At 69.2% G+C, this 15,581-nt stretch carries 13 protein-coding genes; 4 read left to right on the top strand and 9 right to left on the bottom strand.

Annotated features, from left to right (window positions below):
- Positions 1-107 precede the first annotated feature (107 nt).
- Entirely contained in the window at positions 108-785 is a 678-nt protein-coding gene (gene rpe, locus LWC33_RS33120; protein WP_233308656.1) for a ribulose-phosphate 3-epimerase, read from the top strand.
- On the opposite strand, the gene LWC33_RS33115 is transcribed toward rpe, so the two are convergent.
- Positions 786-2,159 carry a DNA-binding protein gene (locus LWC33_RS33115; protein ID WP_233308654.1) on the bottom strand — a complete coding sequence of 458 codons (1,374 nt, stop codon included), beginning with the start codon at positions 2,157-2,159 and terminating at the stop codon, positions 786-788.
- Positions 2,160-2,641: 482 nt separating this feature from the next.
- Between LWC33_RS33115 and LWC33_RS33110 the strand changes: the two genes are divergently transcribed.
- A complete protein-coding gene (locus LWC33_RS33110) occupies positions 2,642-4,036 on the top strand; it encodes a DNA-binding protein (protein WP_233308653.1) in 1,395 nt (464 codons plus the stop codon).
- 340 nt (positions 4,037-4,376) lie between these two features.
- On the opposite strand, the gene LWC33_RS33105 is transcribed toward LWC33_RS33110, so the two are convergent.
- The 4 genes from LWC33_RS33105 to LWC33_RS36750 all read right to left on the bottom strand — a co-directional run bounded on the left by LWC33_RS33105 (position 4,377) and on the right by LWC33_RS36750 (position 9,404).
- A complete protein-coding gene (locus tag LWC33_RS33105; RefSeq protein WP_233308652.1) occupies positions 4,377-6,059 on the bottom strand; it encodes a PQQ-dependent dehydrogenase, methanol/ethanol family in 1,683 nt (560 codons plus the stop codon).
- Between the two features lie 15 nt (positions 6,060-6,074).
- A complete protein-coding gene (locus LWC33_RS33100; RefSeq protein ID WP_233308651.1) occupies positions 6,075-6,530 on the bottom strand; it encodes an MSMEG_3727 family PQQ-associated protein in 456 nt (151 codons plus the stop codon).
- Positions 6,531-6,889: 359 nt separating this feature from the next.
- Positions 6,890-9,091 (bottom strand): catalase/peroxidase HPI, encoded by a 2,202-nt coding sequence (gene katG / locus LWC33_RS33095; protein ID WP_233308650.1) that lies wholly within the window; start codon positions 9,089-9,091, stop codon positions 6,890-6,892.
- A gap of 238 nt (positions 9,092-9,329) precedes the next feature.
- Complete coding sequence (locus LWC33_RS36750) at positions 9,330-9,404, bottom strand: pyrroloquinoline quinone precursor peptide PqqA (RefSeq protein WP_504937776.1); 75 nt, start codon at positions 9,402-9,404, stop codon at positions 9,330-9,332.
- A 270-nt stretch (positions 9,405-9,674) separates the two neighbouring features.
- On the opposite strand from LWC33_RS36750, the gene LWC33_RS33085 reads away from it, so the two are divergent.
- Together LWC33_RS33085 and LWC33_RS33080 are read left to right on the top strand one after the other, a co-directional pair.
- A complete protein-coding gene (locus LWC33_RS33085) occupies positions 9,675-10,160 on the top strand; it encodes a ribose-5-phosphate isomerase (RefSeq protein ID WP_233308648.1) in 486 nt (161 codons plus the stop codon).
- A 518-nt stretch (positions 10,161-10,678) separates the two neighbouring features.
- Positions 10,679-10,819 carry a hypothetical protein gene (locus LWC33_RS33080; RefSeq protein WP_233308647.1) on the top strand — a complete coding sequence of 47 codons (141 nt, stop codon included), beginning with the start codon at positions 10,679-10,681 and terminating at the stop codon, positions 10,817-10,819.
- Positions 10,820-10,996: 177 nt separating this feature from the next.
- Here LWC33_RS33080 and LWC33_RS33075 read toward each other — a convergent pair whose 3' ends face one another.
- The 4 genes from LWC33_RS33075 to LWC33_RS33060 all read right to left on the bottom strand — a co-directional run bounded on the left by LWC33_RS33075 (position 10,997) and on the right by LWC33_RS33060 (position 15,149).
- Positions 10,997-11,533 carry a manganese efflux pump MntP gene (locus LWC33_RS33075; protein WP_233308646.1) on the bottom strand — a complete coding sequence of 179 codons (537 nt, stop codon included), beginning with the start codon at positions 11,531-11,533 and terminating at the stop codon, positions 10,997-10,999.
- Positions 11,534-12,127: 594 nt separating this feature from the next.
- Positions 12,128-13,081 carry a fructose-bisphosphatase class II gene (locus LWC33_RS33070; protein WP_308191049.1) on the bottom strand — a complete coding sequence of 318 codons (954 nt, stop codon included), beginning with the start codon at positions 13,079-13,081 and terminating at the stop codon, positions 12,128-12,130.
- A 17-nt stretch (positions 13,082-13,098) separates the two neighbouring features.
- Positions 13,099-14,217, bottom strand: a complete 1,119-nt coding sequence (locus LWC33_RS33065) for a class I fructose-bisphosphate aldolase (RefSeq protein ID WP_233308644.1) — start codon at positions 14,215-14,217, stop codon at positions 13,099-13,101.
- Complete coding sequence (locus tag LWC33_RS33060; protein ID WP_233308655.1) at positions 14,115-15,149, bottom strand: LysR substrate-binding domain-containing protein; 1,035 nt, start codon at positions 15,147-15,149, stop codon at positions 14,115-14,117. The genes LWC33_RS33065 and LWC33_RS33060 overlap by 103 nt, the downstream gene beginning before the upstream one ends.
- Positions 15,150-15,581 lie beyond the last annotated feature (432 nt).

Below are 15,581 nucleotides of genomic sequence, written 5' to 3'. Positions count from 1 at the left end.
CCCGGCAACACCCCAGCACATCCGAAAAACCAATCCCCCATGCACACACCGAATAGCCGTGCACCGGCCACCGCGGGCTTACGCTCGACGCCGTGTCGAACCAGCCGTTGATAGCGCCGTCCATCCTTTCCGCGAACTTCGCCCGGCTCGCCGACGAAGTGGCTGCGGTGCGCGGAGAGCCCGGCCGCGGCGCGGACTGGCTGCACGTGGACGTCATGGACGCGCACTTCGTGCCGAACCTGACCCTGGGCCTGCCGGTCGTGCAGTCGCTGCTGGCCACCACGGACCTACCGCTGGACTGCCATCTCATGATCGAGGAGCCGGATCGCTGGGCGATCGGCTACGCGGAAGCGGGTTCGTACAACGTCACGGTGCACGTCGAGGCCGCCGAGGACCCGGTCATGCTCGCGAAGAACCTGCGCGCCGCGGGCGCGAAGGCGGGGCTGGCGATCAAGCCGGGCACGCCGCTGGAGCCCTACGTCGACGTGCTCAAGCACTACGACACCCTGCTCGTGATGTCCGTGGAGCCCGGATTCGGCGGCCAGACGTTCATCGCCGACGTCCTCGGCAAGGTGCGCACCGCGCGGACGCTGGTCGACACCGGCCACCTGAACCTGGTGGTGGAGATCGACGGCGGCATCAACGCCGACACGATCGAACAGGCCGCCGAGGCCGGCGTCGACTGCTTCGTCGCCGGCTCGGCCGTCTACGCGGCCACGGATCCGGCGCGGGCGGTGGAAGGGCTGCGCAGCCAGGTGGAGGCGCTTTCCGAGCGGCCGACCTGATCAGATACCGAGCAAGCGCCGCAGATCCGGGGCGTGCCGCCGGGAGACGGGCACCAGCTCGTGCTCCCGGGAGTCCATGATCAGGAAGAGCTCCCCCTTGAGGCCCCGTTCGATCTCGGCCACCCGGCGCAGGTTGACCAGGTACCCCCGGTGCACCCGGCGAATCCCGTAGGGCGCCAGCGCCCGCTCGACGTTGTCCAGGCCTCGGGTCGCGGCTTGGATGCGGCCGCGCTCCGTGACCAGCCAGACGATGTTCCGGTCGGCCTCGGCGTAGCGGATCTCCGACGGCGCCAGCAGGACCAGCCGGTCGTTGCGCATCCCGATGACGCAGCGGGGCAGCGGACCGATCGCCTGGTCGTCGCCGCGCTCGTAGGAGTCGCCCTCCTGCACCCCGAACTCGCACAGCATGCCCACCACGTGGTTCACGTCGACGACGGACCGCATCGTCAGGGGCACGTCCCCTTCGCCGGGACACACCGGCAGCCGCGCGTAGCCGCTCCACTCCGTGTGTCCCTGCGCCCGGTCCTTGGCCCATCGCACCACGTCCGGCAGCCCGGGGATGTCCGGGATCCAGCGCTCCGCCGGTTCGGACGCCCCCGCGACGATCGGGGTCTCGCCGGCCAGCCCGAGCATCGCGACCGCCGCGTCGTTCGCGGCGATCACGTTCCCGCCGCGGTCCATCGCCATGAACGCACCGCGGGCCTGCGCGCACCTCCTGGTGAACTCGGCGATCACCTTGTCGGCCTCGTAGATGGCGCGTCGGTAGATCTCCTGCTCCACGCACGAGACCGCCTTCGTGAGCCACGGCGGCACCAGCTTGGGCAGCGAGGCGTTCCACCGGGAGATGTTGATCGACGCCACCGGCGCGCCGGTCACCACGTCACGGATCGCGATGCCCGCGCACGCCCACTGGTGGAACGCCTGGCACCAGTGCTCCGGCCCGGTCACCGTCACCGGACCGGACACCTCGAGTGCGGTGCCCATGCCGTTCGTGCCGGTGCACTCCTCCGACCACGACGACCAGGGCGCGAGATTGTGCAGTTCGGCGCGCCGTTGTGCAGAGGGGTCGCCCCAGGTGCCGAGGACCCGCCCCTCCCCGTCCGTCACGGTGACGACGGCGCCGTCGCGTTCGACCTCCTTGCCCGCCAGCGCACCCACCCCGCCGAGCGCGGTGAAGATCACCCCGTTGTCGACCCGCTGGGCCTCGTCGCCCCGGGCCCCCGGGGCGACGTCCAGCGTGCGGTCGACCTCGTACCGATCGCGGCACCGGTACCAGGAGGCCAGGATCTCGGGCCGAACGCCCGTCTCGATGTCCTCGCCCGCGGCGAAGTCCTCCCACGCGCGAGCCACCTCCTTGGCCGACGAGGTCGCCACCAGAGATCCGTCGGGCGCGCGGTCACGTCCGCTGGGCCTGCTCGGTGCGATCACCAGCGGCGGCACTCTCCCGGTCATAGCGACGACCTCCTTGTCGCTGCGCTTCGGAGATCCGTAGATCACCGAGCACACTTACAGAAATGACAAAAATATCTCGACACGCACACACGCTCCAAGGCATTCTGCGCTGTTTAGCCATATCAGGTTGGAACCCCTCCGATCGGAGGGGCCACAGAACTACCCGATCGGAGGGGCCGGTCAGGGTAAACTGCACAGATCCGCCGGAAAGGCGATAATACGTGCCCCCCGCCCCCACTGCGGTTCCCACCGCTCGTGGGTGCACGGCCGCCGCTGATCACCGATTCACCACCGTTCGTCAGGCGTCAGCCCACGCTTCTTGCCCTCGATTCGAGGCGCCGTTTAGCGTGCCGGGAAGGCCACATCGCCGCGCCCCGGCCCGACAGACCAAAGGCGGTCTCCCCATGGCACAGGTACGCCAGCTCGACCCGCACTCTCGCCGCCGAGCTGAGGCGACGACGCACCAGGCGTGGGAGCGGTTCGCGGGGGGCGAGGACGACCTCAGCGGCGTGCGGCCCGAGATAGCGATCTCCTGGCACCGGTGCCGGGACCAGTTCCGGGTGGACCCCCGCCTCACCAAGGCTCCGGCGGCGGTCGCCGAGGTCGACCACGCGCTGGGGTACGACGTCGTGATCGCCGAGCTCGGCTTCCGCGCCGCCGCGATGGCGCACGAGGTGAGCAGCGTCGGTGGCATCGTGACCATCGCCGACGCCGCCGGCCGGGTCCTTGCCCAGTGGGGCGACGAGGGCACGCGCGCCGTCGCCGCCGAGGCCAACCTGGCGCAGTGGTTCTGCTGGTCCGAGGGCGCCGCCGGGACGAACGGCATGGGGACCGCGCTGATGTCTTACACCCCCGTGCTGATCCGCGGCGCCGAGCACTGGTGCCAGGCGTTCCACGACTGGACCTGTGCGGGGGTGGCGGTCCGGGACGCGGTGACCAGGAAGCCGGTCGCGGTGCTCAACATCTCCTGCTGGCGCAGCGATCTTCCCGGAACCGCGGGTGCCTGGCTCGGCAACGCCGCGAAGACTGCCCAGCGCATCCTGCGCCAGCACGCCAGGGACGACGGCGCCGAGCTGATGGCGGCCTACAACCACATGAGGTCGGGCTCGGCCGCGGCGCTCGCGGCCGTGGATCCCGCGGGTCGGGTCGTCCTCGCCGACGACACCGCGGGCGTGCTCCTCGGCATCCCGGGCTCCACGCCTGCGCCCGATCCCGCGGTGCGGTGGAAGCCGGAGCTGCCCGATTTCATCCAGGCCGCCAAATACGCCGCCGAGCAGGCGTCGCGCAATCCCCACTGGGCAGGCTCGACTCAGATCTTCACCAGGCTCGCCAACGAGCCGACGTCGATCACCTTCCGACCGGTGTTCCTGTCCGGGCATCTGGTCGGCAACATCGTCTCGTTCGGCGTGTCGGACGGGGATCCACTGCCCCGCGAGGGAGAGGACGGACCGCCTCGCGTGCAGCCGCGTCGGATGGTCGCGACGCGCGAGAACCGAATGGTCCTGCTCCGGCTCCCTGAAGTCTGCTTCGCGCAGTCGGACGGCAACGACGTGTGGCTGTCCACCGACGAGGGGCTGTTGCGGTCCGCATCCCCCGGCCTCGACCGGCTCGAGGCCGAGCTGAGCGACTCCGGTTTCCTGCGAGTGCACCGCCAGTACGTCGTGAACCTCAGCCGCGTCCGGGAGGTCGAGCGCCGGGACAGGGGCGAGCTGGTCCTGGTCATGGACGACCCGGCCGAGACGATGGTGCCGGTGTCCCGGCGGAACACGCCGACGGTGCGCCGGGCGCTCGAGATCTGACCCGGCGAGCGCGGGGAGCGCGCTCGTAGGGGGCCTCTCAGCCTCGGTACCTGTGCACGTCGCAGACGCAGTACATGAGGCGGCAGCTGAAGCATGCGGGCTTGTCGACGCACGTGATGCAGGGCCCGCAGTGCACCGGCCTGGTGTGGTGCGCGAGCTCGTCCAGCCCGTAGCGCTCGCCGCAGTACAGGCACGGCGGACGCTCCTCTTCCTGGACCGTCGAAGACTGGATCACCATATCATCACCGTTCTTTCCGTGGCCGGTGCTGATACACCGAACCGGTGGCCGAGCCGCTCGCCGGAGCGGCTCGACCACCGGTCGATCAGAGGGACTTGCCTGTCACAGGGAGAACACGATCAGCGCGGCACCGTGCCCCTGACCGGACATGCCGGGGACGATGCCTTCCAGCCAGCCACCCCAGCCGACCGGTACGGCGATGTACTGCTTGCCATCGACCGTGTAGGTGCTCGGGCTGCTGTGGTGACCGCTGCCGCACTGGAAGCTCCAGAGCTTCTCGCCCGTCTCGGCATGGAGCGCCAGGAACTCACCCGTCGGGGTGCCGGCGAACACCACGTTCCCCGCCGTGCTGAGGGTCGACGCGGCCATCGGCATGTTGTTGAGCCGGTACCGCCACTTCTCCTCACCGTGGGAGTCGAACGCGCTGACCGACCCGGCCATGTTGTCGACGTCGACCTCGACGGCGGCACCCCAGTAGGGCATGCCTTCCTTGAACTCGCGGCGACGCCGGGTGGCAGTCGCGCCCACGTCGGCCACCGGAACGTAGAACAGGTCGTGTTCAGGGTTGTACGACGCGTGGGTCCACTCCTTCGCGCCGGCCGGACCGGGGAAGAAGTGACAGGGCTCGCCCTCCTTGTCCGGGTACTTGCGCGGGGTCACCTTGCCGTCGCGGGTGATGACGCCCCAGTCGATCCGGTCGACGAACGGTGTGACGTGCTGCAGCTCGCCGTTGGTGCGGTCGAGGACGAACATGTACCCGTTCTTGTCGAAATGAGCGAGCAGCTTCTTGCCGTCCCGCTCGAACAGGGTCATCTCCATCGTGGAGTCGTAGTCCCACAGGTCGTGCGGGGTGAACTGGTAGTGCCACTTGATCTCGCCCGTGTCCACGTCCAGGGCGACCACGCTGTCGGTGTAGAGGTTGTCCCCCTCGCGGACCGCACCGTCGAAGTCAGGAGCCGGGTTACCGGTGCCCGCGTAGTAGAGGTTCAGCTCCGGGTCGTAGGTGCCGGTGACCCAGTGGTTCCCACCGCCGCGCTGCCAGGCCTCGCCGTCGGCGGGCCAGGTCTCCGAGCCGGGCTCACCGGGCTTCGGCACGGTGTAGGTGCGCCAGCGCTGCTCGCCGGTCTCCAGGTCCCAGGCGTCGATGTGGCCGCGGACGCCGTACTCGCCACCGGCGGAACCGGTGATGAGCATGTCCTTGATGACCAGCGGAGCGATCGACGCGCTCTCGCCCGCCCGCACGTCGCCGATGGTCTTCTGCCAGATCTTCCGGCCGTTGGTGGCGTCGAGCGCGACCAGCTGCGCGTTCTGGGTCACCATGTAGACCTTGCCGTTGGCCACCGCACAGCCGCGGTTCACGTTGGCGCAGCACAGCGTCACGTCGATGGGGATCGCGTGCTTGTAGCGCCACAGCTGCTCGCCGGTCTTCGCGTCGAGCGCCCAGAGCCAGCCGTCCCAGCCGGTGACGAACATGACGCCGTCGACGATCAGCGGGCAGGCCTCGAACGCGTAGGTCGAGGTCGAGGCGATCATCCCGGTCGCGCTCGCCTGGAAGATCCAGGCGACCTTCAGGTCCTTGGCGTTCTCGGCGTTGACCTGGTCGAGCAGGCTGTGCCGCTTGCCGTCGTAGTCGCCGTAGTAGGTGATCCAGTTCTGTGATTCATCGCGCGCCCGGAGGATGCGCTCGTAGTCGATACCGCGCGTCACGTCCGGCGCACTGTGGGGCAGCTGGGAGAGCTGGCCGTGGTTGAACGCTTTGCCAGCGTCGACGTACTCGAGAGTCATGGTGGTTCCTGCCTTCTACGGCCGCGGCTGGGCGGGTCGGTCGAGCTTGGCCTCCGGCGGCACCTCGCCGGTCACGACGATGGCGGCGGTCAGACCTCGGCCCTCGTCGTTGCCGGCGGGCGAGCCGTACCAGTAGCAGCCGGGACCGTCCAGTTCGAGCGTCGCGCTGCCCTTGGAGTGGTTCACCAGGCTGATGAACTGCTTGTCGCCGTTGCTGGGCAGCAGGCAGGCGTGGGTGTTCTTGTCATCGTTGATGATCGTCAGCTCGAGTGTGCCGGCGTGCGGCAGGATCAGGACCGCTGGTTCCCACACCATCGCGTCCTCCGGGATCCGGATGGTCGCCTCCATCGTCCCGTCGGCGCGCTCGGTCGCCTTGGCGATCGAGCCGGTACCGAGCACAGCACCGATGGTCGCCTTGTTCTGTCCGCCGAGTTCGGCCAGAAGGTCTTCTCGTTCCTGGACGATCGTCATCGGACTTCACCTCCTCGTCATCGAGAAATGAGCATGTCGGCCGATTTCGCGGAATCATCACGCTCGCGTGAGCACTTCGCGACGGCCGAACGTGGCGCGGCACGCCGGTTACAGGCACCGAATCTATGTTCTCTTCGCCGCTGAACCTGTAACGAGTACGTACTCTAACCCGGAGCAAGCCATTCCGATATCTGTCACCGCTAACCGGGTCGGATCCGCCGTTCGCCCGGCAGTAGGTACCGTTCGTACCGGCCGGGCCGGCACGTCCCCGGAACCGCCCCCGACAATCAGATCTCCGAGCAGCGGGAATCGGCCTCGACGACGGGCTCGAGCACCGTCCCCGGTCACCCGTCCGGGGGTCATCTCAGGTCGAACCGGTCGAGTTCCATGACCTTCACCCACGCCGCGACGAAGTCCTCGACGAACTCGCCGCCCGCGTCGTCGCTCGCGTAGATCTCCGCGAGTGCCCGCAGCTCGGAGTTCGAGCCGAAGAGAAGGTCGACGCGGCTCGCGGTCCACGTCACCTCGCCGGTGCCCGCGTCGCGGCCCTCGTAGATCGCCTCACCGGGGTCCCGGTGTCGCCTCGGCGCCCACACTGTCCCCGCGTCCAGCAGGTTGACGAAGAAGTCGTTCGTCAGCATCCCGGGAGTCGAGGTCAGCACCCCCGCCGGGGAACCTCGGTGGGTGGCTCCGAGCACTCGCAGCCCGCCGATCAGTACCGTCATCTCGAGCGGGCTCAAGGTCAGCAGGCTCGCCCGATCCACCAGCAGATGCTCCGCCGGCACCCGACAGCCGTCGCCCAGGTAGTTCCGGAAGCCGTCCGCCCTGGGCCGCAATGCGCCGAACGACCGGACGTCGGTCCACTCCTGGGTCGCGTCGGTGCGCCCGGCGCGGAACGGAACGTCGACCTCGTAGCCACAGGCCGCGGCAGCGTGTTCCACCGCAGCGCATCCGCCGAGCACGATCATGTCTGCCAGCGAGATCCGCTTGCCCCCGGTCTGGGAGGCGTTGAACCGTTCCTGGATCGCTTCCAGCGCGGGCAGGACGACGCCCAACTGCTCGGGCTCGTTGGCCTCCCAGCCGCGCTGCGGCTCGAGCCGGATCCGTGCCCCGTTCGCCCCGCCGCGCTTGTCGCTGTCGCGGTACGTCGACGCCGACGCCCATGCCGTGGCGACGAGCTGCGTCACCGTCAGACCGGATGCGAGGATCTCGACCTTGAGGGCGCCGACGTCGTTCGCGTCCACCAGCTCGTGGTCCACCTCCGGCACCGGGTCCTGCCAGATCAGCCGTTCGGCCGGGACGAGCGCCCCCAGGTACCGCTGGATCGGCCCCATGTCGATGTGGGTCAGCTTGAACCAGGCCCGCGCGAAGGCGTCCTCGAACTGGTCCGGGTGCTTCAGGAACCGCCGTGAGATCGCCTCGTAGGCCGTGTCCTGCTGAAGCGCGAGGTCCGTGGTGAGCATGACCGGGTGGTGTCGTTTGTCCGCGTCGAAGGCGTCCGGCACGGTGCCCTCGCCCTCGCCGTCGCTCGGGATCCACTGCCACAGGCCCGCCGGACTGAGGGCGACGTCCCACCTGTACCCGAAGAGGGTCTCGAAGAACGTGTGGTCCCACTGGGTGGGCGTACGCGTCCACATGCCTTCCAGCCCGCTGGTGACAGCGTCCGCCCCCATGCCTCTGCCGTGCCCACCGAGCCAGCCCAGGCCCTGCGCGGAGAGCGGCGCGGCCTCCGGCTCGGGCCCTCCGGTCACGTTCGGGTCCGCCGGGCCGTGTGTCTTGCCGAAGGTGTGCCCACCCGCGATGAGCGCCACCGTCTCCTCGTCGTCGAGCCCCATCCGGGCGAAGGTCTGGCGAATATCGCGCGCCGCGAGCACCGGGTCGGGATTGCCGGCGGGCCCCTGCGGATCGACGTAGATCAGCCCCATCCCGCTTGCCGCCAGTGGCTCGTCGAGCTCGTGCAGGCCGTGGTATCGATCCTCGGCCAGCCACGTGCGTTCCGGGCCCCAGTACGTCTCGTCGGGCTCCCACACCTCCGTGCGACCGCCGCCGAACCCGAAGGTCGTGAAGCCCATCGACTCCAGTGCCCGGTTGCCGGCGAAGACCATCAGGTCCGCCCAGGAGATCCGGTTCCCGTACTTCTGCTTCACCGGCCACAACAACCGGCGCGCCTTGTCCAGGTTGCGGTTGTCCGGCCAGCTGTCGACCGGGGCGAAGCGCTGCATACCGGCACCCGCACCGCCTCGGCCGTCACCGACACGGTAGGTGCCAGCGGCATGCCAGGCCATGCGTAGGACGAGCGGACCGTAGTGGCCGAAATCGGCCGGCCACCAGTTCTGCGACGTCGTCAGCACGTCGTCGATGTCCCGGGCCAGCTCGTCGAGATCCAGCGACAGGAACCGATCGGCGTAGCCCGCGTCCGCGGGCCGATGCCGGCGCAGGGGCCTCAGGTCGACCCGATGTGGCCACCAGGCGCGGGCACTGCCGCTGGGCGCCTGATTCCGAGTGCTGTCCAGGACCTCGTCGTAGGTGCGGTAGACGTGCGTGTCGGGATGCTTCGGCATCGTTGTCCTCCCCCGATCGGGCCGCACTAGCGAGCACCGGCCACGGGCGTGGCCGCGGAAGCGGCTCTGGAAACCGACTCCGGGACCACGGGGAGAGTCCGGCGAGCCTCGACGCGGCGCCGGCGATGCAATTGTCTTCTACCGGCCGATCCGAACCACGAACCACGAATCGCCGACAGGGAGTCGACGCAAGGCCTGCGCCTTGCGTCGACTCGGGCGAACGGTCGAACCCGTCCTGTCAGGCCCGGTAGAAGTACCCGGTGGCCTCAGCGCACACCTCGACGACCGTGTACTCCGGAGTTTCCCAGTTCATGTCTTCCTCCTCGCTGTCGTGATCCGCGCGAACTCGGGACAACGTCTCGTGATCCGCGGTCACGAAGAAGCATCATCGACTTCACGGAGCCGCGGCAACAGACCGCGAACCAGTGGCCTGCAATCCGTGCCGAACGGTGCTCCGGAGCACACGAGCGGAGTGGGCTCGGTCACTCCCGCGGCACCGGCGCAACGCGACTCATGAGGACACCTGCCATGGCCATAAGGACTATCAATGTGCACCGACCGAATCCGCGCATAGACTGCTGATGTGCGAATCTACCTCGGCTCCGATCACGCAGGACTCGAACTCAAGAACCATTTCGTCGAACGGCTCGCCGAACTCGGCCACGACGTGACCGATGTCGGCCCCGATGCCTACGACGCGGACGACGACTACCCACCGTTCTGCGTCGAAACGGCGCGGCTCGTCGTCGCAGACGAGGGCAGTCTCGGTCTCGTCATCGGCGGTTCCGGGAACGGTGAGCAGATCGCCGCGAACAAGGTGCCTGGCGCCCGCGCCGCACTCACGTGGAACGTCGAGACCGCCCGGCTGGCCCGCAGCCGCAACAACGCGTTGCTGGCCGGGATCGGCGCCCGGATGCACCGGGTCGAGGAGGCCGAGCGCATCGTGGACGCCTTCCTCAGCACGGAGTTCGAGGGCGGCCGCCACCAGCGCCGGATCGACCTGTTGGTGGAGTACGAGCGCACCGGCGAACCGCCCGCGCTTCCGGGAGAACGGCATGGCTCCGAGTGACAACTGACTGAGAACCAAAGAATCACGACCTCAGCCGTCGTCGTCGCCCGCTTCGGGCTCCTGGATCGGCTGAGCCGGACCTCTTTGTGGCTCGACTCGGCCGAGCGACGGAGGGTTCCCGCCGGTGGGGAATCGGTGTGACCCCGCCGACCATGGCCACGCCGATCATGACGCTGACAGTGTTCGTCGCCACCATCGCACGCTCGCCGAGCAGTCGCAGCTCGACCAGCGCCCTGCGTCGGCGCTTCACCACCAGATCGCCGTAAGGCAGATGTCGCACGCGGGATAGGTACCGTCGTGCTCACAGAGCAGGCGATTCCTCTTCACCTCCTGTTGCCACGCGGCCCACCACGTTCGGACGCGCACACTCCACGGAGCTACCGCCGAATCGCGCCGCTGGAATGTGCTGGCCTCCCAGGCCGATGCTGGCCGTCGAAACGACTCTCCTCTGACGATACGGATGTTCCTGCACCTCCGAGATCAGGGCCGCTGGAGCGAGCTACCGCGCCTCGATCGCCATGTCGATCCTCGAACGCCCCGGCCGCGCCGTGGTCCTGGTCGACGACGGCTGCGCCAACGCCGCCGACGCCGGCCTGCACACCGAGCGGCCCGAGGCCCTCCTGTCGACCTCCGCCGAAGGGTCTGCGTCGACACGATGAGCCTCGCGGGCCCGGAGGACCTGGGCGCGGCGGGGATGCGCGGCGGCGACTCCCTGCCGATGAGTTCCAGAGTCGACGGCTGCTGCTACGACGCCGCCGAATAAGCGTGGTGATGACCCGAGCACCGCCCTGTTCGGTACGAATGCGACGCCCGCGTATTCGGCCACCTCCGCACCGTCACGTGAAGACGATCGGCAGGATGATCGCCGCAGAAAGCAGTGAGATGCCGCCCACCAGGTCGGTGCGTACCGGGACGAGTCGCGCGGCGAAGCGCCCGAGGCACAATCCCGCCAGCGACATCACGGCGGTCATCGCGCCGAAGGCGGCGGCCGAGACGACCGGAGAGAACCCGAGCAGCCCCAGTCCGGTGCCCGCCAGGAGATTGTCCAGACTGAGGGCCAGCGGCATGCCGAAGAGCGTCACCCATGGTTGGTCGACCTCCTCCGGCACGGGCCTCCGCAACGCGGTGACGATGAGGAACACGCCATAGAGGCCGAGGACCACCGGTCCCACGTACTCGGCGACCGACCCCATCAGATCGCCGACGTAGTGCCCGAGGACCCCTCCCACCAAGGGGGACAAGAAGTCCCAGAACCCGAAGACCAGAGCGATCTGCACCGCGCGGCGGAAGCCGAACGGAACCGTTCCGAGCGCGACCGACGACCTGAAATTGTCGAGACTGAGAAAGAAGCCCAAGGCCAATATCTCGATCATCCGTACACCGATCCCGATTGCGCAGAAACGTTATTCGGTAAGGAGGAGCGCTTTTCCTGACTCACCCCGAAGAGTCTAGAATCAATCATTCACCGCCCGCAATGACGCGCCGCAAATCCCGGATCGGCTACCGTTCACCCACTTCTCGGGACCGTCCGCACCGTCGTCACCCCGTCCCGGCCGAGGGCCCGGCACTCACGGCATCCGGGTCGCGGCCGCGGGGATGCGCGCGCCAGCGGGGATGGTCCCCGCTTGCGGACGGCGGAGAGCCGCAGACCTGTCTGCTCCGCGCGGCAGCGAAGGCGGTCCCTCCTTGGACGGGATCCTGTCCGAGGAGAAGTCGTGCTCCCCGCGCCGGCGGGGTGGTCCTACCCGTGGGACAGCACCATTGGCCAGGACAGGTGCTCCCTGCGGAGGCGACGACCGAGCGCGCCTGCTCGCCCTCGGCCGGGGCGCGATTCCGGCAGGGTCACGCAGGTCGACGCGGGTGTGCCGGCCATGTGCGACGACCACCGTTCGACCGCCCACGGCCGCCGATCGCTCGGGTGACGGAGGCAGCCGAGCCGATCATGCCTCCCGCGGCCGAACGGCGCGTCAGGCGGATCGCTGCTCGGACCCGACCATCCACACCGTGTCCGGCTCCGAGCACAGCACCATGGACTGCGTGGTGGTGCGGCCCGAGTGGTTGCGGACACCGCATAGCAGTTCGCTCGAGGTCACCCCGGTGGCGCAGAACAGAACGCGTCCGCCCCGCACCAGGTCGCCGGTGTGGAGGACCGTGTCGACGCCGTCGGACCGCAGCCGGACCTGCAGCGACCCACCCATGCAGAACAGGGCGGCCGCGGCGACGACCGCCTCGCCCGCCCCCCCGGTGCCCAGTAGCACGTCCACCGGGCCCTCGGGTCGCGCCGCGGCGATCGCTCCCGCGACGTCGCCTCCCTGCAGCGCGTGGACCCGCGCGCCCGCGTCCCGGATCGCCGTCGCGAGCTCCCGGTGCCGCCGCCCGTCGGCCACCGCGACCACCACGTCCGACACCGGCACGCCCTTGACCGCGGCGACCGCGCGCAGGTTCTCCGCCACCGGTCGGGTGATGTCGACGACGCCGGCGTAGTCGGGGCCGACGGCCACCTTCTCGACGACGACGTCGGGCGGCGGTGCGTACAGCGCACCGGGCTCGGTGACGGCGATCGCGGCGAGCGGGTTCGCCACGCCCTCGCCCGTTGGCAACTCTCCCGGTGGCAGGGCGTCGTCTCCCACAGTGATGCCGACGTCGCACACCGGCCCGTCACCGGACCCGACGTCGTCGCCGGGGAACAGGACGGGGGCGTCGTTCCGCTCGCCCCGACCGATCACCACGGTGCCACGCATGGCCACGGCCCCGAGGTGGTCGTACATCGCGACGGCGGCGGCCTCGCCGCTGTTCCGCTCACCGCGGCCGACCCACCGGCCGGCCGCGATCGCAGCAGCTTCGGTCACCCGCACGAGCTCCAGCGCGAGAGCCTGATCAGGTCCCCGGGAGACCCCGGTGACGGACCATTGCCGAGTCACCTGCACGGAAGGGGCACTCAGCGTGCGGCAGCGTTCGCGACGGCGCGCTCGGAAAGCGCCTTCTGGGCGGCGACCCAGTTGTTCTCGTCGCCCCGCCAGGTCTCCAGCGCCGGTCCGACCAGGGCCCGACCGAAGGAGTACGTGAGCTCCCAGGGCAGCGGGTCGAGACTCTGCATCGCCCCGAGGTGCTGCGTCGCCACCTCCGGGCTCTGCCCACCGGAGAGGAAGGCGATTCCCGGCACCGACGGAGGCACGGTCGCGCGCAGCGCCTCCACCGTGGCCTGGGCCACCTCCGCCACCGTGGGCCGCTCCCCGCTGTCGGTCCCGGCAACCACCATGTTGGGCTTGAGGACGATCCCGTCGAGCTGCACCTGCATCAGGTCGAGCTCCTGGAACAGTGCCTCCAGCACGGCGGTCGTCACCTCTCGGCAACGCGCCAGCGAGTGAGCGCCGTCCATCAGCACCTCGGGCTCCACGATGGGCACCACGCCGCCCTCCTGGCAGAGGCCGGCGTAGCGGGCCAGCGCGTGCAGGTTCGCGCGCACCGCGCGGTCCGACGGCGTGGTGTCACCGATCGTGATCACTGCGCGCCACTTCGCGAACGTCGCGCCGAGCCGCGCGTACTCCGTGACTCGTTCCCGCAGCCCGTCGAGACCCTCGGTGATCTTCTCGTCCGGTGCTCCCGCCAGCGGCTTCGCCCCCGTGTCGACCTTGATCCCGGCGAGGATCCCGATGTCCTCCAGGTACTCCGGGAACGTGCGGCCGTTGGACAGTCGCTGGTGGAACGTCTCGTCCGCGAGGATGATGCCGCTGATCGACTCGGCGAGCTGCGGAGTGGTGACGATCAACTCCCGATACATCCGGCGGTTCTCGGCGGTCGGCTCGACGCCGACCTTCTCCAGCCTGGCCGACATCGTCCCGATGCTCTCATCGGCGGCGAGAATGCCGCGCCTGTCGGACACCATGGTCTGTGCGATCTTGTTCAGGGCTGACACTGTCGTTGCTCCTCCTGTTTTCACGACGGATTCAGCGATCAGGCGATCGCTTCGTGGACGTCGATCGCCAAGGTCTTCCGCGGCCGCTTTCGGGTGCGCGAGCCGGCCTCTCTCGACTTCTGAGCCGCCCCGATGGGGCATACCGGAGAACCCTTCGAGGCGGCGATCTCGACGAGCTCCTGCGCGTACTCCGGAAGAGCCCGGCGCCCGCTCCACGCCGCGAAAATGGGCTTGGCGGGCATCTCCTGGTCGACGGCCACCCGATGCAGCCGCCCTTCCGCGAGCTCGGCCCGCACGGTGGAGACGTTCAGCACCGTCACCCGACGGCTGGTCGCCACCGCCTGCTTGATCGCGGCGTTGGACGGGAGCTCGACGTAGCTCTGGGAGGCGTCGGCGGCCCCCAGCAGCTCGTCGGTGAACTCCCGGAGCCCGGAGCCGCGCTCACGCAGTACCAGCGGCGCGGCCGCCAGCTCCGGGACCGTCAAGGGGGCGCTTCGCGCGGCCCACGGATGTCTCGAGCCGACCACGACCGCCAGCTCGTCCTCACAGATGTTCCGGGTCACCAGGTCGTCGCGGTGCTGCCGGCCGTGCCCGCCCGCCTGACACCAGCCGTCGATGAAGGCGAGATCGACATGGTTCGCCGCGATCAGCCGGCACAGCGCGTCGACGCTGCCGGTCTGCACCTCGACCCGCGCTTCACCGAATGCGAACCCGGAACGGTTCAGCCACTCGGGAATCAGATGCTCGGAGATCGCCGGGCTGCCCGCGATCCGAAGTCGTTTCGCCTCGGAGGATCGGGCCCGGCAGCCGAACTCCAGCAGCTCCTGCGCCGCCTGCATCACGTTGCGGGCGTACTTCGCCAGCATCTCGCCGTCCTCGGTGAGCTTCGACCCGGCGGGAGAGCGTTCCAGCAGTCGAAGACCGAGCCGACGTTCCATCGCGCTGATCCGGATACTGGCGGCGGGCTGAGAAAGGCTGTGCGCCTGAGCGGCCTTTCCCACGCTGCCGCAACTCTCGACCGACAGCAGCAGATCGAGGTCGGCGAGCTGAGGCATCTTGGACGGAAGCACCATTGTCTTCACCCTCTCGCTCCTGACCAGCGACTCGCGGTACCCAGCGAGATTGCTGACCGGGATTAAGGGTGGTCAAGCCGCCGAAGACGAACGCACGTCACGCGCTCATGAACGGCGTGCACCGCGTCATCTATGGGCCGGCTCTCGAATCACGCGGCGGTGACGGGCCTCACGTTCCCTTTCGTACGACCAGGGGTGCCGTTGGTCGTCGGTGAGCCGCTGTTCGTTCGATCGCGCTTCAACGCGGCATGGGCGACGTCCTTGGCGCCGACGCTCCCCTGGTTCGTCGAGCCTTGGGGCCTGGGTGGGTCTTCGCGCTGTCGGCGGAGCTGGCGGGTGCCGTAGCGCTTGAGGCAGCGGCGGATCTCGGCGTCGGAGCGCGCACCAGTACCTCGACGCCGTGGGCGTTGGCGAGGCCGAGGAGGCGTTCGG

This window comes from Pseudonocardia terrae (assembly GCF_021343995.1).
Lineage (GTDB): Bacteria > Actinomycetota > Actinomycetes > Mycobacteriales > Pseudonocardiaceae > Pseudonocardia > Pseudonocardia terrae.
This window is presented reverse-complemented; position numbering and strand designations above follow the sequence as displayed.